The organism is Starkeya nomas (assembly GCF_902703545.1).
Lineage (GTDB): Bacteria > Pseudomonadota > Alphaproteobacteria > Rhizobiales > Xanthobacteraceae > Ancylobacter > Ancylobacter moscoviensis.
The window spans coordinates 833,713-859,417 of record NZ_CACSAS010000001.1; the positions used below are offsets into that span (position 1 = coordinate 833,713).

24 protein-coding genes are annotated in these 25,705 nt (G+C 68.0%); 7 read left to right on the plus strand and 17 right to left on the minus strand.

Going from position 1 to position 25,705, the window contains the following annotated elements; genetic code table 11:
* Window positions 1-12 precede the first annotated feature (12 nt).
* The 11 genes from STARVERO_RS04050 to rpsF form a co-directional block, all read right to left on the minus strand.
* The gene (locus STARVERO_RS04050; RefSeq protein ID WP_159597996.1) at window positions 13-429 is read right to left on the minus strand and encodes a VOC family protein; all 417 of its coding nucleotides are present in this window, start codon (window positions 427-429) and stop codon (window positions 13-15) included.
* Between the two features lie 6 nt (window positions 430-435).
* The gene (gene purF / locus STARVERO_RS04055) at window positions 436-1,935 is read right to left on the minus strand and encodes an amidophosphoribosyltransferase (RefSeq protein ID WP_144342996.1); all 1,500 of its coding nucleotides are present in this window, start codon (window positions 1,933-1,935) and stop codon (window positions 436-438) included.
* A gap of 99 nt (window positions 1,936-2,034) precedes the next feature.
* Window positions 2,035-2,634 (minus strand): CvpA family protein, encoded by a 600-nt coding sequence (locus tag STARVERO_RS04060; RefSeq protein ID WP_144342995.1) that lies wholly within the window; start codon window positions 2,632-2,634, stop codon window positions 2,035-2,037.
* A 109-nt stretch (window positions 2,635-2,743) separates the two neighbouring features.
* A complete protein-coding gene (radA, locus tag STARVERO_RS04065) occupies window positions 2,744-4,198 on the minus strand; it encodes a DNA repair protein RadA (protein WP_144342994.1) in 1,455 nt (484 codons plus the stop codon).
* Window positions 4,199-4,291: 93 nt separating this feature from the next.
* Window positions 4,292-5,422, minus strand: coding sequence for an alanine racemase (gene alr / locus STARVERO_RS04070; RefSeq protein ID WP_244616562.1), 1,131 nt, complete (start codon window positions 5,420-5,422; stop codon window positions 4,292-4,294).
* A 10-nt stretch (window positions 5,423-5,432) separates the two neighbouring features.
* Window positions 5,433-6,917 carry a replicative DNA helicase gene (locus tag STARVERO_RS04075; protein ID WP_159597997.1) on the minus strand — a complete coding sequence of 495 codons (1,485 nt, stop codon included), beginning with the start codon at window positions 6,915-6,917 and terminating at the stop codon, window positions 5,433-5,435.
* 162 nt (window positions 6,918-7,079) lie between these two features.
* On the minus strand, window positions 7,080-8,339 hold the full coding sequence (locus STARVERO_RS04080) for a cyclopropane fatty acid synthase (protein ID WP_144342992.1): 1,260 nt from the start codon (window positions 8,337-8,339) through the stop codon (window positions 7,080-7,082).
* A 222-nt stretch (window positions 8,340-8,561) separates the two neighbouring features.
* Complete coding sequence (gene rplI / locus STARVERO_RS04085; protein WP_144342991.1) at window positions 8,562-9,131, minus strand: 50S ribosomal protein L9; 570 nt, start codon at window positions 9,129-9,131, stop codon at window positions 8,562-8,564.
* Between the two features lie 44 nt (window positions 9,132-9,175).
* Window positions 9,176-10,132, minus strand: a complete 957-nt coding sequence (locus STARVERO_RS04090; RefSeq protein ID WP_144342990.1) for a DUF2232 domain-containing protein — start codon at window positions 10,130-10,132, stop codon at window positions 9,176-9,178.
* Window positions 10,133-10,276: 144 nt separating this feature from the next.
* A complete protein-coding gene (gene rpsR / locus STARVERO_RS04095) occupies window positions 10,277-10,543 on the minus strand; it encodes a 30S ribosomal protein S18 (RefSeq protein ID WP_144342989.1) in 267 nt (88 codons plus the stop codon).
* On the minus strand, window positions 10,543-11,016 hold the full coding sequence (gene rpsF / locus STARVERO_RS04100) for a 30S ribosomal protein S6 (protein WP_144342988.1): 474 nt from the start codon (window positions 11,014-11,016) through the stop codon (window positions 10,543-10,545). Before rpsF ends, rpsR begins: the two co-directional genes overlap by 1 nt.
* 346 nt (window positions 11,017-11,362) lie before the next feature.
* Here rpsF and fabD point away from each other — a divergent pair, with 346 nt between their 5' ends.
* The 7 genes from fabD to gmk all read left to right on the plus strand — a co-directional run bounded on the left by fabD (window position 11,363) and on the right by gmk (window position 17,831).
* Complete coding sequence (gene fabD / locus STARVERO_RS04105) at window positions 11,363-12,313, plus strand: ACP S-malonyltransferase (protein WP_159597998.1); 951 nt, start codon at window positions 11,363-11,365, stop codon at window positions 12,311-12,313.
* A gap of 33 nt (window positions 12,314-12,346) precedes the next feature.
* The gene (gene fabG, locus STARVERO_RS04110) at window positions 12,347-13,084 is read left to right on the plus strand and encodes a 3-oxoacyl-[acyl-carrier-protein] reductase (RefSeq protein WP_144342986.1); all 738 of its coding nucleotides are present in this window, start codon (window positions 12,347-12,349) and stop codon (window positions 13,082-13,084) included.
* A gap of 228 nt (window positions 13,085-13,312) precedes the next feature.
* Entirely contained in the window at window positions 13,313-13,549 is a 237-nt protein-coding gene (locus STARVERO_RS04115) for an acyl carrier protein (protein WP_013165911.1), read from the plus strand.
* A 70-nt stretch (window positions 13,550-13,619) separates the two neighbouring features.
* Complete coding sequence (gene fabF / locus STARVERO_RS04120) at window positions 13,620-14,882, plus strand: beta-ketoacyl-ACP synthase II (RefSeq protein WP_159597999.1); 1,263 nt, start codon at window positions 13,620-13,622, stop codon at window positions 14,880-14,882.
* A gap of 154 nt (window positions 14,883-15,036) precedes the next feature.
* Window positions 15,037-16,176, plus strand: a complete 1,140-nt coding sequence (mltG, locus tag STARVERO_RS04125) for an endolytic transglycosylase MltG (protein WP_159598000.1) — start codon at window positions 15,037-15,039, stop codon at window positions 16,174-16,176.
* Between the two features lie 99 nt (window positions 16,177-16,275).
* Window positions 16,276-17,163, plus strand: coding sequence for a YicC/YloC family endoribonuclease (locus STARVERO_RS04130; RefSeq protein ID WP_159598001.1), 888 nt, complete (start codon window positions 16,276-16,278; stop codon window positions 17,161-17,163).
* A gap of 5 nt (window positions 17,164-17,168) precedes the next feature.
* Window positions 17,169-17,831, plus strand: a complete 663-nt coding sequence (gene gmk, locus STARVERO_RS04135) for a guanylate kinase (protein WP_159598002.1) — start codon at window positions 17,169-17,171, stop codon at window positions 17,829-17,831.
* Here gmk and rsmA read toward each other — a convergent pair.
* From rsmA to lptF, 6 genes are all read right to left on the minus strand, one after another.
* Complete coding sequence (gene rsmA / locus STARVERO_RS04140) at window positions 17,804-18,709, minus strand: 16S rRNA (adenine(1518)-N(6)/adenine(1519)-N(6))-dimethyltransferase RsmA (RefSeq protein ID WP_159598003.1); 906 nt, start codon at window positions 18,707-18,709, stop codon at window positions 17,804-17,806. The two genes, gmk and rsmA, sit on opposite strands and share 28 nt — an antisense overlap.
* A 15-nt stretch (window positions 18,710-18,724) precedes the next feature.
* Window positions 18,725-19,759, minus strand: a complete 1,035-nt coding sequence (pdxA, locus tag STARVERO_RS04145; RefSeq protein ID WP_159598004.1) for a 4-hydroxythreonine-4-phosphate dehydrogenase PdxA — start codon at window positions 19,757-19,759, stop codon at window positions 18,725-18,727.
* A 7-nt stretch (window positions 19,760-19,766) separates the two neighbouring features.
* Window positions 19,767-20,750 carry a SurA N-terminal domain-containing protein gene (locus tag STARVERO_RS04150; RefSeq protein WP_144342979.1) on the minus strand — a complete coding sequence of 328 codons (984 nt, stop codon included), beginning with the start codon at window positions 20,748-20,750 and terminating at the stop codon, window positions 19,767-19,769.
* A gap of 96 nt (window positions 20,751-20,846) precedes the next feature.
* Window positions 20,847-23,120 carry an LPS-assembly protein LptD gene (locus STARVERO_RS04155; protein WP_244616563.1) on the minus strand — a complete coding sequence of 758 codons (2,274 nt, stop codon included), beginning with the start codon at window positions 23,118-23,120 and terminating at the stop codon, window positions 20,847-20,849.
* A gap of 212 nt (window positions 23,121-23,332) precedes the next feature.
* The gene (lptG, locus tag STARVERO_RS04160; protein ID WP_144342977.1) at window positions 23,333-24,418 is read right to left on the minus strand and encodes an LPS export ABC transporter permease LptG; all 1,086 of its coding nucleotides are present in this window, start codon (window positions 24,416-24,418) and stop codon (window positions 23,333-23,335) included.
* A gap of 55 nt (window positions 24,419-24,473) precedes the next feature.
* Window positions 24,474-25,631 (minus strand): LPS export ABC transporter permease LptF, encoded by a 1,158-nt coding sequence (lptF, locus tag STARVERO_RS04165; protein ID WP_144342976.1) that lies wholly within the window; start codon window positions 25,629-25,631, stop codon window positions 24,474-24,476.
* Window positions 25,632-25,705 lie beyond the last annotated feature (74 nt).

A 25,705-nucleotide genomic window follows, 5' to 3' on the forward strand; every position in this document is an offset into this window, starting at 1 on the left:
TTCCTCGAACGCTTACGTGTCGTCGGTCATGACCACCGACGGCGCGGAACGCCGGGCGGGGCCGTGAGTGACCGCTTCGATGTTGTTGCCTTCGGGGTCGAGCACGAAGGCGGCGTAATAGCCGGGATGATAGTCCCGCAGGCCCGGCGCGCCATTGTCGCGCCCGCCGGCGTTCAGGGCGGCGGCGTGGAAGCGCCGCACGGTTTCCTCGTCCGGCGCCTGGAAGGCGAGGTGGGCGCGGCCCGTGGTCGGCTCGCCGGCGCTGACGAAGAGTTCGTCGGCGAAGAAATAGCCTTCGCCGTCGACCACCGGGATGCCGAGCACCTCAAGCGCGGCGCCGTAGAAGCGGCGGCAGGCCTCGAGATCCTTCACCACCAGCTGGATGTGGTCGATGAGGCGGCCGCGATGCCATTCCCGAAGCTCGACCACGGCGTGTCAGCTCGCCTCGGCCAGCAGGGAGAGCTGGCGCGGCGAAACCTCGCCTTCGCGGTCGGTCAGCGGGGTCGGATACTCGCCGGTGAAGCAGTGATCGGTGAACTGCGGGCACACGGGATCGCGGCCCTCATAGCCCATCGACTTGTAGATGCCGTCGATGGAGAGGAAGGCGAGGCTGTCGGCGCCGATGTAGCGGCGCATGCCTTCGAGGTCATGCGTCGCGGCGAGCAGCTTGTCGCGGTCCGGCGTGTCGATGCCGTAATAGTCGGGGTGGGTGATCGGCGGCGAGGAGATGCGGAAATGCACCTCGCGCGCCCCGGCCTCGCGCATCATGCGGACGATTTTGACCGACGTCGTGCCACGCACCAGACTGTCGTCGATCAGCACGATGCGCTTGCCCTCGACGACGGCGCGGTTGGCCGAGTGCTTCATCCGCACGCCCTGGTCGCGCACCGACTGGGTCGGCTGGATGAAGGTGCGGCCCACATAGTGGTTGCGGATGATGCCCAGCTCGTAGGGAAGGCCAGAAGCCTGCGAGAAGCCGATGGCGGCCGGCACGCCGGAGTCCGGCACCGGCACCACGAGGTCGGCATCGGCCGGCGCCTCGGCGGCGAGCTGCATGCCCATGGTCTTGCGGACCTGGTAGACCGAGCGGCCGCCCACGACCGAGTCCGGGCGGGCGAAATAGATGTACTCGAAGATGCAGGGGCGCGGCGGCACGCTGCCGAAGGGGCGCAGCGTCTCCACCTTGTCGGAGGAGAAGACGATGACCTCGCCCGGCTCGATGTCGCGCACATGGCGCGCACCAATTATGTCGAGAGCGCAGGTCTCGGAGGTCAGGATCGGGTGGCCGTCGAGTTCGCCGAGCACCAGCGGGCGGATGCCGAGCGGGTCGCGGGCGCCCACCAGCTTCTTGTTGGTGAGGCCGACGAAGGCATAGGCGCCCTCGATGGAGCGCAGGGCGTCGACGAAGCGTTCGGTGAAGCGGGGGCGCTTGGAGCGGGCGACGAGGTGGAGCATCACCTCGGTGTCGGAGGTCGACTGGCAGATGGCGCCGTCACGGATGAGCTGGCGGCGCAGGGTGAGGCCGTTGGTCAGGTTGCCGTTGTGGGCGATGGCGAACCCGCCGCCGTCGAGCTCGGCGAAGAGCGGCTGCACGTTGCGCAGGATGGTCTCGCCGGTCGTCGAGTAGCGGACATGGCCGACCGCGATATGGCCGGGCAGGCGCTTGATCGCGTCGCCGTCGGAAAAGGCGTCGCTGACGAGGCCGAGGCGGCGTTCCGAGTGAAAACGGCTGCCGTCATAAGTGGTTATGCCGGCCGCCTCCTGCCCGCGATGCTGCAGGGCGTGCAGGCCGAGGGCAGTGATCGCCGCGGCGTCGGGGTGCCCGTAAATGCCGAACACGCCGCACTCCTCGCGCAGCGTGTCCCCGTAGTCGTCGTAGAAATCGTCGGCCACCGCCGATTTCGGCGCCACGTCGTCAACAGTCAGGTCGGCCATAGGACCATCGCTCCTCGGCGCAGTTCGAGGCTGCGCCCGCTCCACTAGCTCAAATGCAACAGCGCCCCGGGACGGCTTTGTCCCACGGGCGCGGTCGAATTAAGGCGCCGGCGGCGACGCCGGGCCGGGAGTGGCCGGGGCCGTGCCCGGATTGAAGGGCTCCGGCGGCGGCTCGTTCGGCTCGGCTTCCTTCGAGTTGCGAATGTCGCGTATCAGGCTCTCGGGATCTTCCGGCAATACGGAGATGAGCCAGTCACCCGCACTTTGCAAGACCACCTTCGCCCGCGCGTCGCGAATCCAGTCCGGCTGGCCCTGCTCGTTCTGGACCAGCCAGTTGAAGAACAGGAAGGCCACAACCATGATCAGGAAGCCGCGGGCGAGGCCGAAGAGGAAGCCCAGCGTGCGGTCCAGCGCGCCGATGCGGCTGTCGAGCACGAGGTCCGAAATCCGCACCGTGATGATCGAGACGATCAGCAGGGTGAGGAGGAACACCGCACCCACGCTCGCGGCCATCGCGAAGGTGTCGTTGGCGATATACTGCTTCGCCAGCGGCAGGACGTGGGGATAGGCGTAGAGGGTGACGATCGCCGCGGCGACCCAGGAGGCGATGGCGAAGACCTCGCGCACGAACCCGCGCACCATGGCCAGAAGGCCGGAGATCACCATCACGGCGACAAGGATGATGTCGAGCAACGTCAAGACGAGCGCACCGTGATCCTAGCGGCTTTCGACAGGAAAGCGCAGCGAATCTGCGCTGTTCCGGCCCCGTAAGGGACCGCGCGACGTATAGCGCGGAGCAGGGCGTCCGTCATCCCTCTTGCCGCTCGCGGGAGGCGCTGCGGCGGCCCCGGGCGGCGATGTTGGCGACGATATCCCCAAGAGAGGTGACGGTATCGATGGCGAGGGGAGGCTCCTGCGTCTCCTTCGAGGCTCCGTTTCCCTTGCCCGCGCCCTTGTCCGCGTTCTTGCCGGACCCCTTGGCTTCCGGCGCGACGGCGCGGTTGAATCCCAGCTTGGCGGCTTCCTTGAGCCGGGCGACGGAATGCGGCACGGCGCGCACCGCGCCGGTGAGGCTCACCTCGCCGAAATAGACGCTGTCGGCGGGCAGCACGGCGCCCGACAGCGAGGAGACGAGGGCGGCCGCCACGGCGAGGTCGGCGGCCGGCTCGCTGATGCGGAAGCCGCCGGCGACGTTGAGGTGCACGTCATGGGCGCCGAGCTTGATGCCGCAGCGCGCTTCCAGAACCGCCAGCACCATGGAGAGCCGGCTCGGGTCCCAGCCGACGACGGCGCGGCGTGGCGTGCCGAGGCTCGTCGGCACGACAAGCGCCTGGATTTCCACCAGCACCGGGCGGGTGCCCTCCATGCCGGCATAGACGGCCGTGCCGGGGGCGCCGCTGTCGCGGTTCGAGAGGAACAGCTCGGAGGGGTTGGCTACCTCGCGCAGGCCGAGGCCGGTCATCTCGAACACGCCGATCTCGTCGGTGGGCCCGAAGCGGTTCTTCTGCGCCCGCAGGATGCGGAAATGATGGGCGCCGTCGCCCTCGAAGGAGAGCACCGCGTCGACCATGTGCTCGACCACGCGCGGGCCGGCGATCTGGCCATCCTTGGTGACATGGCCGACGAGGATGACCGCGGCGCCGGCGCGCTTGGCGTAGCGGATGAGGATCTGCGCCGAGGAACGCACCTGCGTGACCGTGCCGGGGGCGGATTCCACCGTGTCGGTCCACATGGTCTGGATGGAATCGATCACGACCAGAGCGGGGCGCTTGCCCTCGGAGAGGGTGGCGACGATGTCCTCGACATTGGTCTCGGCGGCGAGCTCGACCGACGAGCCGGCCAGACCGAGGCGCTCGGCGCGCAGGCGCACCTGCGCCACCGCTTCTTCGCCCGAGACATAGATGATGCGGTGTCCCGCATTGGCCAGCGCGGCCGAGGCCTGGATCAGCAGGGTCGACTTGCCGATGCCGGGATCGCCGCCGATCAGCAGCACCGAGCCAGGCACCAGCCCGCCGCCGGCCACCCGGTCGAGCTCGGAGATGCCGACGCGCACGCGGGGAGCGTCCTCCGAGGTGCCCGACAGGCTCTCCAGCGCGATGAGCCGGCCCTTGCGCCCGCCGCGCAGATTGGCGGGCAAGGTATCGGAGGCGGCGGTTTCCTCGGCGATGGAGTTCCACGCGCCGCAGGAATCGCAGCGCCCCTGCCAGCGCGAATGCACCGCGCCGCAGATCTGGCAGATGAAGGAGGCGGCGCGTTTGGCCATGGGCGGTCGGAAATCCGGATTGAATCGATCCGTCGAGGTTCTACCGCCATTTGGCGCGAGAACAAACAGGGATCAAATTCGCGGGTGCGTGCGCTATACCCAGCGGCGGTGATAGCGCCGGCCGAGGGAGGTGAGGATCTCGTAGTCGATGGTGGCGGAATGGCGCGCCAGGTCCTCGAGGCCGAGCCCGTCGCCGAGCAGGGTGGCGAAGTCGCCCGGGGAGACGGCATCCTCGGGCACCTCGGTGATGTCGAGGGCGAGGAGGTCCATCGAGATGCGGCCGATCAGCGGGCAGCGATGACCCGCCACCACCGCCTCGGCGCCGGGACGGAGATCCGAGGCGCCGGCCAGCCGGGGAATGCCGTCGGCATAACCGGCCGAGAGGATGGCGACGCGCGACGGGCGCAGGGCGGTATGCGCGGCGCCGTAGCCGACCGTCTCACCCTCGTGCACATGGCGCACCTGCGCGATCCGCAGCTCCAGCCGCACCACCGGCCGCAGCGGCGCGACATCCTTGCGCGGGCGGCCGCCATAGACGGCGATGCCCGGCCGTACGAGATCGAAATGCAGCGCGCGATCGCCGAGCGCGCCGGCCGAATTGGCGAGCGACGCCCGCACGTCCGGGAACAGCGCGGCGATGGCCCGGAAATCCTCGAGCTGGCGGGCGGTCAGCGGATGGTCGGGCTCGTCGGCGCAGGCGAGGTGGCTCATCAGCAGGGCCAGCGTGAAGCCGATCTCGTCGCGCCCCTCGGCGAGGTTCACCGCCTCCGTCGCCGACAGGCCGAGCCGGTTCATGCCGGTGTCGACATGGACGGCGGCGGGCAGGGCGGTGCCTGTATCTTCGCAGAACGCGCTCCAGCGCTCGATTTCCGACACGCTGCCGAGAACCGGGCACAGCCGCTTGTCGCGATAGGCCGCCTCGGTGCCGGGGAAGAGCCCGTTGAGCACGAAGATCTCGGCCTCGGGGAGCAGGTTGCGCAGCTCGCGCGCCTCGCTGAGCAGCGCGACGAAGAAGGTGCGCGCTCCCGCCTGCCAGAGCGCCGAGGCCGCCGGCACGAGGCCGATGCCGTAGCCGTCGCCCTTCACCACCGCCGCGCAGGCGGCCGGCGTCACGCGGCGGGCGATCTCCTCGTAATTGGCGCGCAGGGCCGCGAGGTCGACGGTGAGGACGCCGCCGGCTTCGGGCGGGGGAATGTCGTGGCTGGTAATGTCGTGGCTGGTCACGATGGCGAACTCAATGCTCGGGCAGCCGGTCGTTCTGGGCCAGCGTGGAGAAGCGGGTGTACTGGGCCTCGAAGGCGACCTTCACCGTTCCGGTGGGGCCGTGGCGCTGCTTGCCGATGATTACCTCGGCGATGCCCTGCGCCGCCTTCATGTCCTGGTCCCACTTGAACCATTCCTCGGTGCCTTCCTTCGGCTCGCGGCTCTTGAGGTAATATTCCTCGCGGAACACGAACATCACCACGTCGGCATCCTGCTCGATCGAGCCGGATTCGCGAAGGTCGGACAATTGCGGACGCTTGTCGTCGCGCGCCTCGACCTGACGCGAGAGCTGGGACAGCGCCATGATCGGCACGCCGAGTTCCTTGGCGAGCGCCTTGAGGCCGGTGGTGATCTCGGTGATCTCCTGCACGCGGCCCTGCGACGAGCTCTTGGAGGAGCCGGTGAGCAGCTGGAGGTAGTCGACGACCATGAAGTCCAGCCCGCGCTGGCGCTTGAGCCGGCGGGCGCGGGCCCGCAGCTGGGCGATGGAGATGCCGCCGGTGTCGTCGATGTAGAGCGGGATCGTCTGCATCATCTGCGCGCAGCTGGCGAGCTTGTCGAACTCGTGCTCGGAGATGTCGCCGCGGCGGATCTTGTAGGAGGCGATCTCGGCCTGCTCGGCGAGGATACGGGTGGCGAGCTGCTCGGCCGACATTTCCAGCGAGAAGAAGCCGACCACGCCGCCGTTGAGCGGCCGGATCGAGCCGTCCGGCAGCGTCTCCGACTGGTAGGCGGCGGCGACGTTGAAGGCGATGTTGGTGGCGAGCGAGGTCTTTCCCATCGCCGGACGGCCGGCGAGGATGATGAGGTCGGACGGCTGCAGGCCGCCCATCATCTGGTCGAGATCGTCGAGGCCCGAGGCGGTGCCGGACAGATGACCGTCGCGCTGGAAGGCGCGGCTGGCCATGTCGACCGCTTCCTTCAGCGCGTCGTTGAAGCGCATGAAGCCGCCGTCGTAGCGCCCGGTCTCGGCGAGCTCGTAGAGGCGCTTCTCGGCCTCCTCGATCTGCTCCTGCGGGGTGGCGTCGACCGGGGCCTCGTAGGCCTCGTTGACGATCTCCTCGCCGATGGCGATCAGGTCGCGGCGCACCGAGAGGTCGTAGATGGTGCGGCCGTAATCCTCGGCGTTGATGATCGTCGTCGCCTCGGCGGCGAGGCGGGCGAGATATTGCGGCACGGTGAGGCCGGCGATGTCGAACTCGCCCGGCAGGAAGGTCTTGAGCGTGACCGGCGTCGCCACCTTGCCGGCGCGGATCAGCGCCGCCGTGGTCTCATAGATCGCCACATGGATCTGCTCGAAGAAATGGCGCGGCTCCAGGAAGTCCGAGACCCGGTAGAACGCCTCGTTGTTCACGAGGATCGCGCCCAGCAGCGCCTGTTCCGCCTCGATGTTGTGCGGGGCGGTGCGATAGGTCGCGTCTGTCTCCGCCGCGGGGCGGGCAGGGGAATCGAGCATATCTCTTCCGGGTGCGGATGGGCTGCTGCAACAGCTACCTTCACCCCGGCGCCGAGTCCGGGGTGAATCGCGCACGCCTCATTTTGTCCTGTGGAGGGCCTGTGGAAAGCTAAATCTTGCTTGACGCCCTCCGGCCTCCCGAGCCGCCCCGAGGCGGGGGCGCTATTCCCCCGCCAGCCGCAGGCCGGGACGGTTCTCGCGTTCGATCCTGCGCAAGGCTGTCTCGGCTTCGGCGATGTAGTTGCGCGTCAGCGGCACCACGCCCTCGCGCTTGGCGAGCTGGATCTGGAAGATCATCATTCCCTGATGGCGGAACGCCATCTCGGACGAGGCGAGATAGAATTCGAACATCCGCACGAAGCGCGAATCATAGAGCCGCTCCACCTCCTCGCGATGCGCCAGGAAGCGCTCGCGCCACGCCTTCAGCGTCTCGGCATAGTGCAGGCGCAGGATCTCGATGTCGGTGACGAAGAGACCCGCGCGCTCGATGGCGGGAAGCACCTCCGACAAGGCCGGGATGTAACCGCCGGGGAAGATGTACTTGGCGATCCACGGATTGGTGATGCCGGGGCCTTCCGAACGGCCGATGGAGTGGATCAGCGCCACGCCGTCATCCTTCAGAAGCTCCGCCACCCTGCCGAAATACTCGTCGTAATGGCCGACGCCGACATGCTCGAACATGCCGACCGAGACGATGCGGTCGAACGGGCCGGGCACGTCCCGATAGTCCTGCAGGCGGAAGTCGGCGCGTTCGGCGAGGCCGCGCTCCTCGGCGCGGCACCGGGCGACACCGAGCTGTTCCTGCGAGAGGGTGACGCCCGTCACCTGTGCCCCCGTATGCCCGGCGAGGTAGAGCCCCATGCCGCCCCAGCCGCAGCCGATGTCCAGCGCGGTGAGGTCGGGCTTGTCGAACAGCAGCTTGGCCGCGATGTGCCGCTTCTTGGCGAGCTGCGCGTCGTCGAGCGACTGGTCGGGCGTCTCGAAATAGGCGCAGGAATATTGCCGGTCGGCATCGAGGAACAGCGAATAGAGCCGCCCGTCGAGATCGTAATGGTGCGCGACGTTCTTCTGCGAGCGGTCGCGCGGATTGAACTGCGCCAGCCGGCGGAACAGGAAGCGCAGCTTCATAAGGAATTTGGCGCTGGCGCTGGGGACCTGGAGCCCCACCTGCGCCATGAGCAGGGCGAGAAGCTGGGCGATGTCGCCCCGCTCGATCACCAGACCGCCTTCCATGAACGCCTCGCCGAGCTTCAGCTCGGGGTCGAGGGCGATCTGGCGTTGCCAGGCGTCGGAAGTGAAGCGGACTTCGAGAGGTTCGCCCGTTCCGTCGCCGAAGGTGGCGCGCGTGCCGGAAGCGAAAGTGACGACAACGGAACCGCGGCGCACGACGCGCGCAAGAACCTGCGAGAGCAACCGTTCCATCGGCCAACTCCAACGGTACCGGCAGTCGGCGACGACAAACCACTAAGGGGCGTCCCCGCGTGAAGACCGCCTGCCCATCGCGTGGGCATGTTCATGATGTGCAAATCATTGCATCACAACATTTTCCTCCTCGCAACAATCCAAACGTTGCCACGCATGCAAAAAAGCCCGGCCGCAAGCGGCCGGGCTACGCAATTCGACGTATTCCGCAGGGTAATTGCTTCAGGCCTGTTCGGCCTCAGCCTCGGTCTCGGCCTCGGCCGGAGCCTCCTCCAAGTATTCGTCCTCGTCCTCCTCGTCGCGGATGACGGTGAGGTCTTCACCGCGCGACTGGCGCTCGGCTTCCTCGGCGCTGCGGGCGACGTTGGCGCGGACCGACACTTCGACTTCCGGGTGCAGGGTGACGGGCACCTCGTGCAGGCCGATGGTCTTGATCGGGTGGTTGAGGACGATCTGCTTGCGCTCGACGGTAAAGCCGGCGGCGGTCAGCGCCTCGGCGATGTCGCGGGTCGACACCGAGCCGTAGAGCTGGCCGGTCTCGCCGGCCTGGCGCACGAGCACCACGATCGTGCCGTTCAGCTTCTCGCCGACCTTGGTGGCCTCGTTCTTCAGTTCGAGGTTGCGGGTCTCGAGCTGGGCCTTCATCGATTCGAAGCGGGTCTTGTTGTCCTTGGTGGCGCGCAGCGCCTTGCCCGAGGGGAGGAGGAAATTGCGGGCGTAGCCGTCCTTGACGCGGACGACTTCACCCATCTGGCCAAGCTTGGCCACGCGCTCCAGCAGAATGACTTCCATTTCAGTTCTCCATTCGATTCGTCAGATTTCAGGAATGAGGGGGGTCAGCCGTCATTGGCCGCCGGCGGTCCCCCGGAGGGGTTCCCGCGCCGGAAGCGGCCACGAAGGCCGAAGAGGGTTTCGGCGAGGCCGAGCAGGGCGAGCGCCGCGAAGGGCCAGCCCAGCGCCAGCGCGGCGATCCACACCGTGGCGATGACCAGCGTCCGTCCGGCGGCGCCACGGGTGATCCAGTGGATCGCCGCGATGCCGACGAGCGCGAAGGCCATGACCAGCGTGGCGCTGAACAGCTCGGCCAGCAGGCCGACGAAGCCGCCGGCGAGGCTGGCGGCGATGAGCGTGCCGGCCAGCAGCGCCACGCTGGCGCGCGGCAGGGCAATGGCGGCGAGGTCCGGCCACGGGCGGATGAGGCGCCCGGACACGCGGGCGACATGGGCGCCGAGCCAGAGATTGGCGAGCTGCGTGACCATCGTCACCACGGCGGCGGCCGGGGGCATGACGAGGACCAGCAGGTCGACCAGCCGCTCCATGTCGGCGCTGCCCGCGCCCGGATTCTCCTCGAACATCGCCTGGAACAGCGAGCGCAACGCCGCCTGATAGCCTTCGACGCTGCCGGCCACGAGCGGGATCAGCGCGGCGACGGCCAGGCAGCCGAGAATGGCGGCGGCGAGCACGATGCGGCCGACGGGGAACCATTCGAGCGGGCCGTCCGGCTGCTCCTGCCGCGCCATCAGCGCGAGATAGGAGAGCACATAGGCCGGCAGGCCCACGCCGGCGACATAGGCGAGCAGCAGCTCCAGCCCGAAGAAGACGCCGATGGCGACCGCCGCCGCGGAGGCGGCGACCAGCGCGGAGAGGTGATTCCAGCCGAGGCCGACGATGAGGACGGGAAGCGGCGCGAGATAGAACAGGGGCAAAGCCAAGGCGCTGCCGGTGGCCACTGTCGCCACCAGAAGGGCTGACGCCGCGCCGGCGCCGAAGGCTATGAGCCAGTTCTGAACCATCGACGAGCTGTCCCGCTCCGAGCGGTTAGGAGCGGATCATCGTCCGCCCCAGCCAAGGTCCTTCGGGAATGTCCCCGCGGACCTGTCGGAAAATAAAGGTCGAAACGTCCCCGGCCGGAGCCGGGGACGGAAAATCTTACGCGATCAGCGGATCACGAAGGGCAGCAGGCCGAGGAAGCGCGCGCGCTTGATGGCCTGGGCGAGCTCGCGCTGCTTCTTGGCGGAGACCGCCGTGATGCGCGAGGGGACGATCTTGCCGCGCTCGGAGATGTAGCGCTGCAGCAGCCGCACGTCCTTGTAGTCGATCTTCGGCGCGTTGGCGCCGGAGAACGGGCAGGTCTTGCGACGGCGGAAGAAGGGGCGACGCGCGCCCGTGTTCGCGGACGAGCCGCCGGTGCCACCGAAAGCCATCACTCAGTCTCCACGTTGGCCGGAGCCTCTTCACGATCACGGCGCGGGCCGCGATCACCACGGTCGCCGCCGAAGCCGCGTCCGCCACCGAAGCCGCGGTCGCCGCCGAAGCCGCGATCACCGAAGCCGCGCTCGCCGCGATCGTCGCGGTCGCGCTTCTGCAGCATGACCGACTGGCCTTCCTCGAGCTCCTCGACGCGGATCGTCAGGAAGCGGAGGATGTCCTCGTCGATGCGCATCTGGCGCTCCATCTCGGCCACGGCAGCGGCCGGGGCGTCGATGTTGAGCAGCGAGAAGTGCGCCTTGCGGTTCTTGCGGATGCGATAGGTGAGGGTCTTCACGCCCCAGTACTCGGTCTTCTGGACCGAGCCGCCATTCGCCTCGATAACGCCCTTGAAGCGGGCGGTGAGTTCCTCGACCTGCTGCGCCGTCACGTCCTGGCGCGCGAGGAACACATGCTCGTAGAGAGCCATGTCTCGTGCCTTTCCTAATGTTCCGCACTATTGCGGCCATCGTCCCGACGCCGAGCCCTTCGAGCCCCGGAAAGGCTCGAAATATCTCGAAGGCGGGGACACGGGACGACGAAGACCCTTGAGTCTCCTGCCGCGCCGGCCGCTTCCCCTATAGGGAAATCGACGCGCGCAACCGTCCGTTCAGCCCCCGGCCGGGACCGACAGTGGGCGCGCTTATACGCGAAATGCACCGGAAATCAAGGCGCACGGCCCTTGCGCGGCGCAGCGGAAGGGTGCCGAACTTGACACGGCGCGCTGGTCAGTGTTCCTGCCCGCGCCAATTCTAACGAATGGACCACGCGACGTCATGAGCAGCGCCTACGTATTTCCCGGCCAGGGCAGCCAGGTCGTCGGCATGGGCAAGGCCCTCGCCGAGAACTTCGCCGCGGCCCGGGCCGTGTTCGACGAAGTGGACGAGGCTCTCGGCGAGAAGCTGTCCTCCGTCATGTGGAACGGGCCGATCGAGACGCTGACGCTGACCGCCAACACCCAGCCGGCGCTGATGGCGGCCTCGCTCGCCGCGCTGCGCGTGCTGGAGAGCGAGGCGGGTCTCGACCTCGCGCGCGACGCGGCCTTCGTGGCCGGCCATTCGCTGGGCGAATATTCGGCTCTGGCCGCCGCCGGTTCGATCTCGATCGCCGACACCGCCCGCCTGCTGCGCCTGCGCGGCACCGCCATGCAGGCGGCGACGCCGGTGGGCACCGGCGCGATGGCCGCCATTCTCGGCCTCGACTTCGACAAGGTGGCCGCGGTGGCCGCCGAGGCGGCGCAGGGCGATGTCTGCGACATCGCCAACGACAATGCGCCGGGCCAGGTCGTGGTTTCCGGCAATGCGGCGGCGGTCGAGCGCGCCTGCGAGATCGCCAAGCGGGAAGGCGCCTCGCGCGCGATCCTGCTCACGGTGTCCGCGCCCTTCCATTGCAGCCTGATCGCCTCCGCCGCTGACGCCATGCGCGCGGCGCTGGCCGGCGTCGAGGTGCGCGCGCCGAAGGTGGCGCTCGTCGCCAACGTGACCGCCGCGCCGGTGAGCGATCCCGACACCATCCGCGCGCTGCTGGTGAAGCAGGTGACGAGCACGGTGCGCTGGCGCGAATCCGTCGCCTTCATGGCGGAGCAGGGCGTGACCCGTCTCGTCGAGGTCGGCACCGGCAAGGTGCTGTCCGGCCTCACCAAGCGTATCGCCCGCCAGGTTGCCGCCGCGAATGTCGGCACGCCCGAGGACGTCGCCGCCTTCGCCGCCGTCCCGGCGGAAGCGTGAAGCACCCGGCTTGAGAGATTTCAGGAGATTTCCGTGTTCGATCTGACTGGCAAGACCGCCCTCGTCACCGGCGCGACCGGCGGCATCGGCGGGGCGATCGCCAAGGCGCTGCACGCGCAGGGCGCCACCGTCGCGCTCTCCGGCACGCGCCGCGAGGTGCTGGAGAAGCTCGCCGCCGAACTCGGCGAGCGCACCCATGTGCTGCCCTGCGATCTCTCCAATACCGAGCAGGTGGAGCAGCTGGTCCCGCAGGCCGAGGAGGCGTTGGGCGAGCTCGACATCCTGGTCAACAACGCCGGCATCACCCGTGACGGCCTGTTCGTGCGCCTCACCGACGAGATGTGGGACACGGTGATCGCGGTGAACCTGACCGCCGGCTTCCGCCTGACCCGCGCCGCCGCCCGTTCCATGATGCGCCGCCGCACCGGCCGCATCATCGGCATCACCTCGGTGGTGGGCGTGACCGGCAATGCCGGGCAGGGCAATTACGCGGCCGCCAAGGCCGGCATGATCGGCATGTCCAAGGCGCTCGCCAAGGAAGTGGCGGCGCGCGGCGTGACGGTGAACTGCATCGCGCCGGGCTTCATCGCCACGCCGATGACCGACGTGCTGAACGACAAGCAGAAGGACGCGATTCTCTCCGCCGTCCCGGCCGCGCGCCTCGGCACGCCCGAGGACATCGCGGCGGCCGCCGTCTACCTTGCCTCGAGCGAGGCCGCCTATGTCACGGGCCAGACGCTGCACGTGAACGGCGGGATGGCGATGATCTGATTCAGCCCGCGGAGACCGGCGTTAACCAGTGCTTTACGGTGCTGGTTTTGCCGGTTGAAGTGTGCTAACGACCGCCTCGGCTCACAGGGGTGGACACCGCGATCCCAAAGCGGACAAGTCCGGTCACTTCCTGTAACTCGGGGCAGAAAACAGGCCGCCAAAACCGCGTTCGCGCGGGGGCCAGATGGAACAACGTAGCAACCTCCGGATACGGACGAGGGTGAACCGATGAGCGATATTGCCGAGCGCGTGAAGAAGATTGTAGCCGAGCATCTGGGCGTGGAGCCCGAGAAGGTTACCGAGAATGCGAGCTTCATCGACGACCTCGGCGCCGACAGCCTCGATACGGTCGAGCTGGTCATGGCCTTTGAAGAAGCCTTCAACTGCGAGATCCCGGACGACGCCGCCGAGACGATCCTGACCGTCGGCGACGCGATCAAGTTCCTGGAAAAGAACGCGGCCTGAGGCCGTTCGGCGCGCTGCGGCGGCTTCTCCGTCGCGGCGCCTATGTTTGAGAGTTCTCCGGAGACATCGGATGAGGCGCGTCGTCGTTACCGGCCTCGGCATGGTGACGCCGCTCGGCTGCGGCGTGGACACCACCTGGGAGCGTATTCTCGAAAGCAAGAGCGGCGCACGCCGCATCGACACTTTCGAGGTGAGCGACCTGCCATGCCAGATCGCCTGCTCGGTCCCGCGTGGGGACGGCAGCGACGGCACGTTCAATCCCGATCAGTGGATGGAGCCGAAGGAACAGCGCAAGGTCGACGACTTCATCGTTTACGCGATGGCGGCGGCCACGCAGGCGCTCGACGACGCCAGGTGGCACCCCTCGACCTATGAGGAGCAGATCACTTCCGGCGTGCTGATCGGCTCCGGCATCGGTGGCCTGCAGGGTATCGCCGAGACCAGCCTTCTGCTGCAGGAGCGCGGTCCGCGCCGGGTCTCCCCCTTCTTCATTCCCGGCCGGCTGATCAACCTCGCCGGCGGCTACGTGTCGATCGCGCACGGCCTCAAGGGGCCGAATCACGCGGTGGTCACCGCCTGCTCGACCGGCGCGCACGCGATCGGCGACGCCGCCCGCCTCGTCGCGCTCGGCGATGCCGAGGTGATGGTGGCCGGCGGCACCGAATCGCCGATCAGCCGTATCGGCATCGCCGGCTTTGCCGCCTGCCGCGCGCTGTCCACAGGTTTCAACGACACGCCCGAGAAGGCCTCGCGCCCCTATGACCGGGATCGCGACGGCTTCGTCATGGGCGAGGGCGCCGGCGTGGTCGTGGTCGAGGCGCTCGAGCACGCGCTGGCCCGCGGCGCCAAGATCTATGGCGAGATCGTCGGCTACGGCATGTCGGGCGACGCCTTCCACATCACCGCTCCTTCCGAGGACGGCGACGGCGCCTATCGCAGCATGCAGGCGGCGCTGAAGCGGGCCGCCATCACGGCGTCCGAGATCGACTACATCAACGCGCACGGCACCTCGACCATGGCCGACGAGATCGAGCTGGCAGCGGTGCAGCGCCTGCTCGGCAACGCGACCGCGACGGCCTCGATGTCGTCGACCAAGTCGGCGACCGGGCATCTGCTCGGCGCGGCCGGCGCCATCGAGGCGATCTTCTCGCTGCTGGCGATTCGCGACCAGATCGTTCCGCCGACCATCAATCTCGACAATCCGTCGGTCGAGACGCCGATCGACCTCGTGCCGCACAAGGCGCGCAAGCGGCCGGTCGAGTACGCGCTGTCGAATTCCTTCGGCTTCGGCGGCACCAACGCCTCGCTGGTCTTCAAGCGCTACGCGAACTGATCGCGCGGCGTTCACGATACCGGGGAAAGCGTAGCTTCCCCGGGCGGCAGAGTTCCCGCTTTCGCCATTTTTTCGGGTAGTCTGCCTCTGCGTTGCGCGGCTCGCGGACGCCAGGTGATGAGCCTCAGGTGAGGCACCCCAGGCGAGGCACTCAGTGACCGATCAGATTCCCCCGACACCGACCCCTGCCAGCGCGCCCCCTCCGGCCAAGCCGGCGGAGAAGCGGCGCACCTCGCGCCATGCGCACCATCCGGTGATCGTGGCGGGCAGTGCCTTCTTCACGCTGCTGCTCATCGCCATCGTACTGGGCGGCGGCGCGCTGTGGTACGGCAAGTCGCGCTACTACGCGCCGGGCCCGCTGGCCGAGGACAAGGCGGTGGTCGTGCCCAACGACTACGGGGTTATGGACATCGCCGACCTGCTGGTGAAGCAGGGCGTGATCGACGACAAGTGGGTCTTCGTCGGAGCGGCCGTCGGCACCCGTGCCTCGGGCAAGCTGAAGGCGGGCGAATATGCCTTCGCCAAGGGCGCCTCGATCCAGCAGGCGCTGGGCACGCTCGTCTCCGGCAAGGTGATCGAATACACCGTCACGATCCCCGAGGGGCTGACCAGCGACCAGATCGTCGAGCGGCTGACCGAGGTGGCGGAGCTCTCCGGGGCCATCCGCCAGGTGCCGCGCGAAGGCAGCCTGATGCCCGACACCTACAAGATCACCCGCGGCACGACGCGCGAGGACCTGCTGCGCCGGATGATGCGCACGCAGGACGCCACGCTCAAGGAGGTCTGGGCCAAGCGCGATCCCGACCTGCCGCTGAAGACGCCGGAGGAACTGGTCATCCTCGCCTCCATCGTCGAGAAGGAGACCGGCGTGGCGGAGGAGCGCCCGCAGGTGGCGGCCGTGTTCCTCAACCGTCTGAACAAGAAGATGCGGCTGCAGTCCGACCCGACCATCATCTACGGTCTGGTGCGCGGCAAGGGCCGGCTGGAGCGCCCGCTGACGCGCACCGACATTTCCACGCCGACCCCGTTCAACACCTACACCATTCCCGCGCTGCCGCCGGGGCCGATCGGCAATCCTGGTCGCGCCTCGCTGGAGGCGACCGCCAAGCCGGCGAAAACCAAGAACGTCTACTTCGTCGCCGACGGCTCGGGCGGCCATGCCTTCGCCGAGACGCTGGAGCAGCACAACCGCAACGTCGCGCGCTGGCGGCAGATCGAGCGTGACCGCAAGATCGACCCGACCGCCCAGCCCGCCGGAACCTCCGGCACCACCGGCGCGACCGCCATCGACTGAGCCGATCTCGCGGCCGATCTCGCGGGTGCGCGCCGGCTTGAGGCCGGCGCCGCCCGCCGTTATGTTCCGCCCGCCGCGAGGGGCGGGCAGGGGGACTTTATGGCGCTGGCCAGCATGACGGGCTTCGCACGCACGCAGGGAACGAGCGGTGCGTGGAGCTGGGCCTGGGAACTGAAATCGGTCAACGGCAAGGGGCTCGACGTCCGGTTGCGGCTGCCGGGCGGCTGGGAAGGTCTGGAGCCCGGCCTCAAGCAGATCGCCTCGCGCGTGCTCGCCCGCGGCAACGTCAACGCCAATCTCTCCCTCGCGCGGACCGACCCGGACGTCAGCGTGCGCGTCAACGAGGACGTGTTGCGCGCCGTGGCGCTCTCGGTGCGCCGCATCGCCGCCGACCTCGACGCGCCGCCGGTGCGGCTGGAGAGCCTGCTCGGCCTCAAGGGCGTGATGGAGATCACCGAGGCCGAGGAAAGCGAGGCCGAACGCCGCGCCGCCGAGGCGGCGGTCGTCACCGGCTTCGAACAGGCCCTGGCCGACCTCGCGGCCATGCGCGCGCAGGAAGGCGCCGCGCTGGGCATCGTGCTGAACGAGCGGCTGGACGGCATCGCCGCGCTCACCGCGGCGGCGGAGGCGAACCCCGCCCGCCAGCCCGAGGCGATCCGCGCCAAGCTGGCCGAGCAGGTGCGGACGCTGATCGGCACCAGCCCGAATTTCGATCCCGACCGGCTGCATCAGGAAGCGCTGCTGCTCGCCTCCAAGGTCGACGTGCGCGAGGAGCTCGACCGGCTGGTCGCCCACGTCGCCGCCGCGCGCGCCATGCTGGGCGAGGGCGGCGCGGTGGGGCGACGGCTGGATTTCCTCGCGCAGGAATTCAATCGCGAGACCAACACGCTCTGCTCCAAGGCCAACGACGTGTCGCTGACCGCCATCGGGCTGGAGCTGAAGGGGCTGGTCGAGCAGTTCCGCGAGCAGGTCCAGAACATCGAGTGAGGCGCATGACCAGCCCTTCCCAGATTTCCGTCGTCCGCCGCGGCCTGATGCTGGTGCTGTCCTCGCCCTCGGGTGCGGGCAAGTCGACGCTGGCGCAGCTCCTGCTGAAGGAGCATCCCGAGATACATCTCTCGGTCTCGGTGACGACGCGCGAGCGGCGTCCGAGCGAGGTGGAGGGTATCCACTACCATTTCATCAAGCGGGAGCGTTTCGAGAAGCTGCGCGAGACCGGCGATCTGCTGGAATCGGCGGAGGTGCACGGCAATTTCTACGGCACGCCGCGCGAGCCGGTGGAGAACGCGCTGGCCGCCGGCAAGGACGTGCTGTTCGACATCGACTATCAGGGCACGCTGCAGCTCTACGAGAACATGCGGGCGGATATCGTCGGCGTGTTCATCCTGCCGCCGTCGGCCAACGAGCTGAAGATGCGGCTGGAGCGGCGGGCGGAGGATGCCTCCGGCGTCATCGAGAAGCGCCTGAAGAACGCCCGCACCGAGATCGCCCACTGGCGCGAATATGACTACGTGCTGGTCAACGAGGATCTCAACACGACCTTCATCAATCTCCAGGCGATCCTCGCCGCCGAGCGCCTGCGCCGCGAACGCCAGCTCGGCCTGCCGCCGATCGTCGAGCGGCTCGATCAGGAACTGGCGACGCTGACGTCCTGAGGGCCGCCGGCGTTGCCATCGGTGGCGCTGCCCTTGCGCAGAGCCACCCAGGCATTCGCCAACGCGACGAAGCCTTCCACCGGCACGCGCTCGGCCCGCTCGGTCGGCTCGATGCCGGCGACGCCCAGCAGTTCACCCACATCCACGCCGAGGCTCTTCAGGCTCTGGCGCAGCATCTTGCGGCGCTGGCCGAAGGCGGCCTCCGTCACCCGCTCCAGAGCCCGCAGGTCGCAGGGAAGGGGATGCGGGCGGGGCACGATGTGCACGACGGAGGAGGTGACCTTGGGCGGCGGCACGAAGGCGGAGGCCGGTACGTCGAAGGCGATGCGCGCTTGTGCCCGCCAGCCGGTGAGGATGGCCAGCCGCCCGTAATGATTGGTGCCCGGCGCGGCCACGATGCGCTCGGCGACCTCGCGCTGGAACATCAAGGTCAGGCTCTCGTACCATGGCGGCCACGGATCGGCGGAGAGCCAGCCGACGAGCAGCGGCGTGGCGACGTTGTAGGGCAGGTTGGCGATGATGCAGGCCCGCCCTTCCGCCGACACCAGGGCGCGGTAGTCGGCCTCCAGCGCATCGCCCTCGACGATCTCCAGCCGGTCGGGATAGCGGGCGGCCACGTCGGCCAGCGCGGCCACGCAGCGCCGGTCGCGCTCGATGGCGACGACCTTGCGGGCGCCGAGTGCGAGGATGGCGCGGGTGAGGCCGCCCGGACCGGGGCCCACCTCGACGACCGTCACGTCTTCCAGCCGTCCGGCGGTGCGGGCGATCTTCGAGGTGAGGTTGAGGTCGAGCAGGAAATTCTGGCCAAGCGACTTCAGCGCCGAGAGCCCGTGCTCCCGGATGACCTCGCGCAGCGGAGGCAGGTCGTCGATGCTCATGAGCGCCGCGCCCGCTCAGGCCGGAAGGCGGGCGGCGGAGGCGGCCCTGTCGCGGTCGGCGAGCCGGCGCGCGAGCCGCAGCGCCTCGATCAGGCTGGACGGATCGGCGCGGCCGGTGCCGGCGATGTCGAACGCCGTTCCGTGATCGGGCGAGGTGCGCACGAAGGGCAGGCCCAGCGTCACGTTCACCGCGCGGTCGAAGGCGAGGGCCTTCACCGGCGCCAGCACCTGATCGTGATAGGCGCCGATGGCAACGTCGTAGGTCTTGCGGGCGGCGGCATGGAACAGCGTGTCGGCCGGAAGCGGGCCGCGCGCGTCGATGCCTTCCTGACGCAGGGCCTCGACGGCCGGGCGCGTCACGATCTCGTCCTCCAGCCCGAGCGTGCCTTCCTCACCGGCATGCGGATTGAGCCCGCAGATCGCAAGCCGCGGGGCGGCGATGCCGAAGCGGCGGGTCAGGTCGCGGGCGGTGATGCGCGCGGTCTCGACCAGCAGCTCGCGCGAGAACAGGTGAGGCACCTCGGCGAGCGGCACATGGATGGTGGCCGGCACCACGGCGAGTTCCGGCGACCAGATCATCATGACCGGCCGGGGGGCGGGATCGCCGGAGAGATGGGCGAGGTACTCGGTGTGGCCGGGAAAGGAGAAGCCGGCGGCGTAGAGCACCGCTTTGGAGATGGGATTGGTGACGATGGCGGCGGCACGTCCCGCCTGGACGAGCCCCACGGCCGTATCGATCGCCGCACGCGCGGCCGGCGCGCTCGACGCATCCGGGCGACCGGGCGCCGCCGTCGCGGCGGGACCGGTGGGGACGACGGGCAGGGCAGTGGCGAAGTGCGCGGCCGCGTCTTCGGGAGTGCACGCGACGACCGGCACGGCAAGGCCGAGATGGGCTGCGCGGGCACGCAGCAGCTCGGCATCGCCGGTGATGAAGAAGGGCGGAAGCTGGTGCTCTTCCCGCCGCAGCCAGGCGGCGAGGGCGACATCGGGGCCGATGCCAGCAGGCTCGCCCGCCGAGAGGGCCAGGGCGGGCGAGAAAGCGCGCGTCATGGCCGTATCAGCGGCGGTACTGGATCATGGCGGACTTGCGCGCGTCCTGGAGCAGGCGCTTGGAGACCGCCTCGAACTGCTTGTTCTCCAGCTCCGCGCGCACTTCGCGCTTCTGGGCGCTCTCGCCGACGACCTCGCGGCGGGCGCAGATGGCGACCATCTCGATGCCGGCGCGGGTGACTTCCGGCGGCGTGAGCTGGCCGACCGGCGTCTCGTCCATGAGCTTGCGCACGGGAGCGCTCATGTCGGCGCTGGTGCGGATCACCGGATCGCGCACCACGGTCTCGCGCATGCCGCGCACCCGGTCGACACTGCCTTCGCAATCGTTGAAGGTCTTGCGCAGGCTGTTGGCCTCGCCGAGGCGCCGCGAACGTTCCGCCGGATTGGCCGTGCGGCCGACGACCAGGACGACCTGGCGGATGGTGTATTCGGTGGTGCGCTGGGCGCGGGTGAGGTCCTCGCCCTTGGTCTGAAGGGCGGCGAACACGTCGGAATCACGCACCGTGGCGGCCGAGGAGAAACGGCCGCGCACATAGTTGTTCCACACATAGTCCGCCCGCATCTTGGTCTTCAGCATGCGGGCGTCGAGGCCGGACTGGGCGAGCGCCTGGGTGAGCTGGTCGGCCGTGCGGCCGGAACGGCTCGCCATGCGGGCGAACATGCGGTTCAGCTCTTCCTGATCGGCGACGATACCGTAGCGCTCGGCGGTGATGATCTTGAGCCGCTCGTCGATCAGGTCCTCGAGCGCTTCCTTCTGGGAGAGGTTGCGGCGCTCGGTGAGCTGGGTCAGCTTGGCGCGCTGCGCGACGTCGAAATTGGTGATTGGCTGGCCCTGCACCATGACGAGGATCTGCTGGGCCTGGGCCATGGCCGGCAGGGCGGTGGCGGCACCGAAGGCCACGAAGCCGGCAACAAGTGCCCGGGCGAGCCCGCTACCCACCCGACGCCGGCCGTCCGGCCGGCTATCCCGCTTCCAAGCACGTCCGAGCATTTCCGTTCCGCTCTCCTCCGGTCCGCCGTCAGGCGAACGATCCCGCAATCGACGCTGTTCTGATCGGCGGATGTGGCGTCAATGCGACGCTTACCGTCAGTTGTCGCTCGATGATCCGAAGCCCGATCCGACATCCGTCTGGAAGCCGACTTCGCCCAGCGTCTTGAGGGTGATCGTCACGAGGACCGTATCGACCCGCTGGCGGTTGCCGCTCTCGGTGTAGTCCGAGCGGTAGCTGAGCGCCAGACCGAAGCATTCGTCGATATAGGAGATGCCGAACAGCGTGTAATCGATCTCGTCGAGGTTAAGGTTGTAGCGCGCCGCAGCCCGGATGCTCCAGTTCTCGTTCAGCTTGAGCGTGCCGGTACCGAGAATGCCTTCGCGCTCCTCGTAATAGCCGAGCTCGGGCTGGGCCGTGTACAGGCCGTACAGGGCGGAGACCGACAGCTTGTTGAAGAGCTGGGCGCGCCCCTCGACCTCGTAGCGCTGGACCGACCAGTCGTCGCGGTCGAAACGGAAGCGGTTGATGACCGAGAAGTCCTTGGTCGGCTGATAGTAGAGGCGCGCGACATAGTCGGACGCGTCGTCCTGCAGGCCCGACTCGGCACCCGTGTTCGCCATGTCCTCATAGGCGTACGAGTTCTTACCGAAGAGCTGGTAGGACTGGCCGAACAGCGCGTTGATCTGGCTGCCGTCGTTGAAGTTGGCGGTGTACTGCACGCCGACATTGGCGCGCCCGCCGCCCTCGACGCGGTCATAGCCGGAATATTTGTTGATCTCGAACAGGTTGGTGTCGTCGAAGATCAGGCTCTGCGCGTCTTCGTTCGGGAACTTGCCGATATCGCTCTCGTCCGGGCGGATGATGACCTGGGCGATGGGCTCGATCGTCTGGGTTCCCCAGCTCTGCGTCGCGATGAACGGGTAGCGGTATTCGAGGCCGACGGCCGGCATGGCGCGCACGAGCGACTCGTCGCCGCTGGGCAGCCACGGATAGTCCTCGGCCTCGGTCTGCACCGACGCGACGTCGAGCTGCATGTTGAAGAACGGCGTCCACATCTGGCCGGCCGAGTCGATGACGGTCCGGCGCCAGTCCACCACGCCGGACAGGCGGGTGTAGGTGCCGGCCATGCCGCGCATCAGGCAGTCTTCACGCTGCTTGGCCGGATCTATGCCGACCTTGGTGAGGTCGCACTGGTTGGTGGGGCCGTCATAGAGCGTCGGAAAGGTCGGCGCGAAGGCCGCCGAGGTGGCGCGCAGGTCGATCTCGTTGCGCGTCAGGCTGGTGAAGTTGACGTCATAGCTGAACTGGCCGCCAAAGACCGACTCGCCCAGCGTCTTGCTGTAGTCGATCACCGGGTGGATGACCGGCTGCTGGTCCTGGATGTCGTAGGCGGTCAGGCCGGTGAAATACATCGCCCGCGCGTCGAAATAGCTGCGGTCGCCCTGACCCACGAGGTAGAGCTGCGAGGTGACCTCGCGGACGTTTTCGCCGATGAGCTTGTAGTCCTGCAGGAAGGTCTCGTCCGACGTCAGCCAGCCGTCCCAGCCCCAGTACCAGTTCTCGTTGATGTTGAAGCGGCCGTGCGTCTCGACCATGCCGCGCTGGTCGCGATAGCCGGGCTGACCGAAGAACTCGTCCTTGTCCTGCTGCTCGATGCCGGCCGCGCGGATGCTGTAGCTGCCCGTCTCCAGCCGGTGGCGGAACTCGCCCTCGAGCATCACGCCCTGCTTGGAAACGATGAGCGGCGAGAACGTCACGTCCATGTTGGGCGCGATGTTCCAGAAATACGGGATCGAGGCGCCGTAGCCGATTTCCGACGTGTGGATGAAGGTCGGGATCAGGAAGCCCGATTTCCGCTTCACCGTCGGATCCGGCATCTCCATATAGGGAGCCCACGCGATCGGAACGCCCAGGAACTCGAACCGGGCATCCTCGAAATAGATCATCTGTTCTTTTTCTTTGTGGATGATCTTGGCGGCCTTCACCTGCCAGAACGGCGGCTTCTCAGGCTTTTCCTTACAGGGTTCGCACGGCGTGTAGGCGCCGCTGGTCAGCACCGTCGTGTCGCCGCCGGAGCGGTCGGCGCGCGCGGCGACGAAATGCATGTCCTCGGCCGTGTCGATGCGCAGCGAGTTCACGAAGCCGTCGGTGAAGTCCTGCGACAGGTCGAGATTGTCGGCGGCGATGACGGTGCCGTCCTTGTCCTTGAGACGGACGCCACCTTCCGCGCGCAGGCGGTTGCTGTTGCGGTCATAGACGACGCGCTTCGCCTCGAGGACGGCGCCGTCGTAATAGATCTGGACGTTGCCTTCCGCGATCACCTCGTTGCGCGTGTTGTCGTAGACCAGCTGGTCCGCCGTCACGAGCATCTTGGCGTTCGGGTCCGTCTGGCGATTGCCGACGATTCCCGCCGCGAGAGGCGAGGTTCCTGGATTTTGGGCAAAAGCCGTCGACGCCGGTCCAAACGCGACCAGCGTAGCGGAAGTTACCGCGAAGAGCAGCCAACAGGCAGAAGCGTTGAGTCGGCGGCGATGCCGCTTGCCCACCGTTTCTGCCTGGCCGGCGATCACGCTGCCGACCTTCATCCGTCCTCCCGGTGAAGCAGGATGAGAACTCCCATCAGTGCCCCAACGACCGCTGGAAACCACGCTGCAATAACGGGATGCACAATCCCGGCCTCGCCAAGGTCCTCGGCGAGCTTGGTAGACACATAAAGCAGAAAGCCGGCGGTGACGCCACCGAGAATCGTCTGCCCGATCCCGCCGAACCGGAAAACGCGCAGGCTTACCGAGGCGGCAATAAGTACCATCGCGAGCAGCAGCATAGGCCGCGCCAGAAGGCTCTGATATTGCAGCCGGTAACGCTCCGCGCCGAACCCGACGCGGGTTGCCGCGTCGATCGCGGCCGGCAGGTCCCAGAACGGAACGGTATCGCTTTGCAGCGTTTCCTGGACCTGATTCGGCGTGAGGTTGGTGGCGAGCATGTAGACCTCATACTCCTGCAACCCTATTCCAGGAGTTAAGACGCGCGCATTTTCCAGCCGCCATGCACCGACATCGAGGACAGCCCGGCGCGCCTCGATGCGCTCGATGAGCTTGTCGTGATCGTCGAACAGGAAGACGTTGACGCCGGTGAGCTCGCGCCCGCCATTGCCGGTGGCCGCCGCCTGGATGATCGCCTGCCCGTCCACGCTCTGCTGGCGCATCCAGAAGCCGCCGGTGGTCGTGGAGAACAGGCCGGTCTGCCGGTTGAATATCTCCGCCTCCATCCGGCTGGCGCGGTCCTTGAACTCGGCCGAGGCGGGATTGTAGACGGTCGTCGAGAACACGCCGAGCAGCACGGCGAGCAGGCAGGCGGGTGCGATGAACTGCCACGCCGAGATGCCCGCCGCGCGGGCCACCACCAGTTCCAGCCGCCGTGACAGCGTGAGGAAGGTGCCGATGGCACCGAAGAGCACGGCAAAGGGCAGAAGCTGCTCGGTGAAGAACGGCATCCGGTAGAACACCAGCAGGGCCAGCGTGCCGAAATCGACGTCGCGCTCGCCCACGCGCCGCGACAGCTCCAGCAGGTCGATGAGCATGATCAGCCCCGCGCACCCGACGAAGATGCCGAGCACCGAGGAGAGGAATCGCCGGCCGAAATAAACCCCGAGCGTGCGCCCGATCACGAGGCGGCTCCGCTGCTGTCCCGGACGATGTCGTCGTGTCGCGTCATGTAAGGTCCTAGTTCACGGTAGCGCGCACCACGCGCTGCGCGAGCCGGTCCACCCGGCGCCGAATCGCTTCCGGCATGCGCGGCTTGAAGCGGCCGCTGAGCGAGAGCAGGGAGCCCACGATGAAGACGATCGGCACGATATACACGAATGGTATGAGATCGGGATTGCTGCGCACCTGATTGATGAGGCCGAAGCTCGTCACCTGCAAGGTGATGATGAAGGGGGCCGTCGCCGCCAGCGCCAGGCCGCGGCCCTCGCGCGTGGTGCGTGGTTCCGCCAAGGCCGCGCAGGCGATGCCGAAGAAGGCGAGCACATAGAGCGGCAATGACAGCCTTCGGTGGATCTCCTCGGTGAAGCGCCCGGCTTCCAGAAGGAAGGCGACGTCCTGCGAACTGGGATTCAGCAGGTCGCGGAAGGAGCGCTCCGGCGCGCGGTAGACCGTGGCTTCCCCGTTCGAGGTGAAGGGGGAGAGGTCGAAGGCGTAGCGCTGGAATTCCACCACGTTGCTGTCCGGCTTGCCGGTCGTGCGGCGGTGGATGGCGCCGTCCTCCAGCACCAGGAAGGTGCCCTCGGCGCTGTCGACCACCTGCCCGCGCTCGGCGAGGTAGGTGTTGACCTGATTGGGATCGCGCGCGTCGTTGATGAAGATGCCGCCGAGCACGCCGTTCGCGTTGCGCTCGCGCACATGGAACACCATGCCCTGCGCCAGCGTGGTGAAGCGGCCGGGCTGGGCGATGAACGCCACCACGTCCGCCCGCACGCGCGAGATCTCGAACCGGAACTGGCGCAGCGCCGCCGGCACCAGCTCGAGCGAGAGCGCCGCGCAGCACGTCGCCACGATGAGCGCGAGAATCACCAGCGGACGCAGGAAGCGCCACGTCGAGATGCCCGCCGCGCTCGCCACGACGATCTCGGAATCGCTGTTCATGCGGAAGAGCGTGTGCGCGACCGCCATGAACAGCGCCGCCGGCGCGAGGCCGAGGATGAGCGCGGGCAGGGCGAGGCTGGTGATGAAGACGAAGGCCAGGATGGTCTGGCCCTGCGTGGTCATGATGTCGAGCTCGCGCAGCGCCTGCGTGACCCAGATCATCGCGGTCAGCACCAGAAGCGTTCCCAGAAAGGCCGTGGCGGCCGATCGGAACACGTAGCGGTCCAGGCGGTTCATCGAGCGGCGTTCCCTGACTTTCCGAATCTGCGAAACGTCCGCCGCCCCGGCGCGACCGTCTTCACTCCCGATGA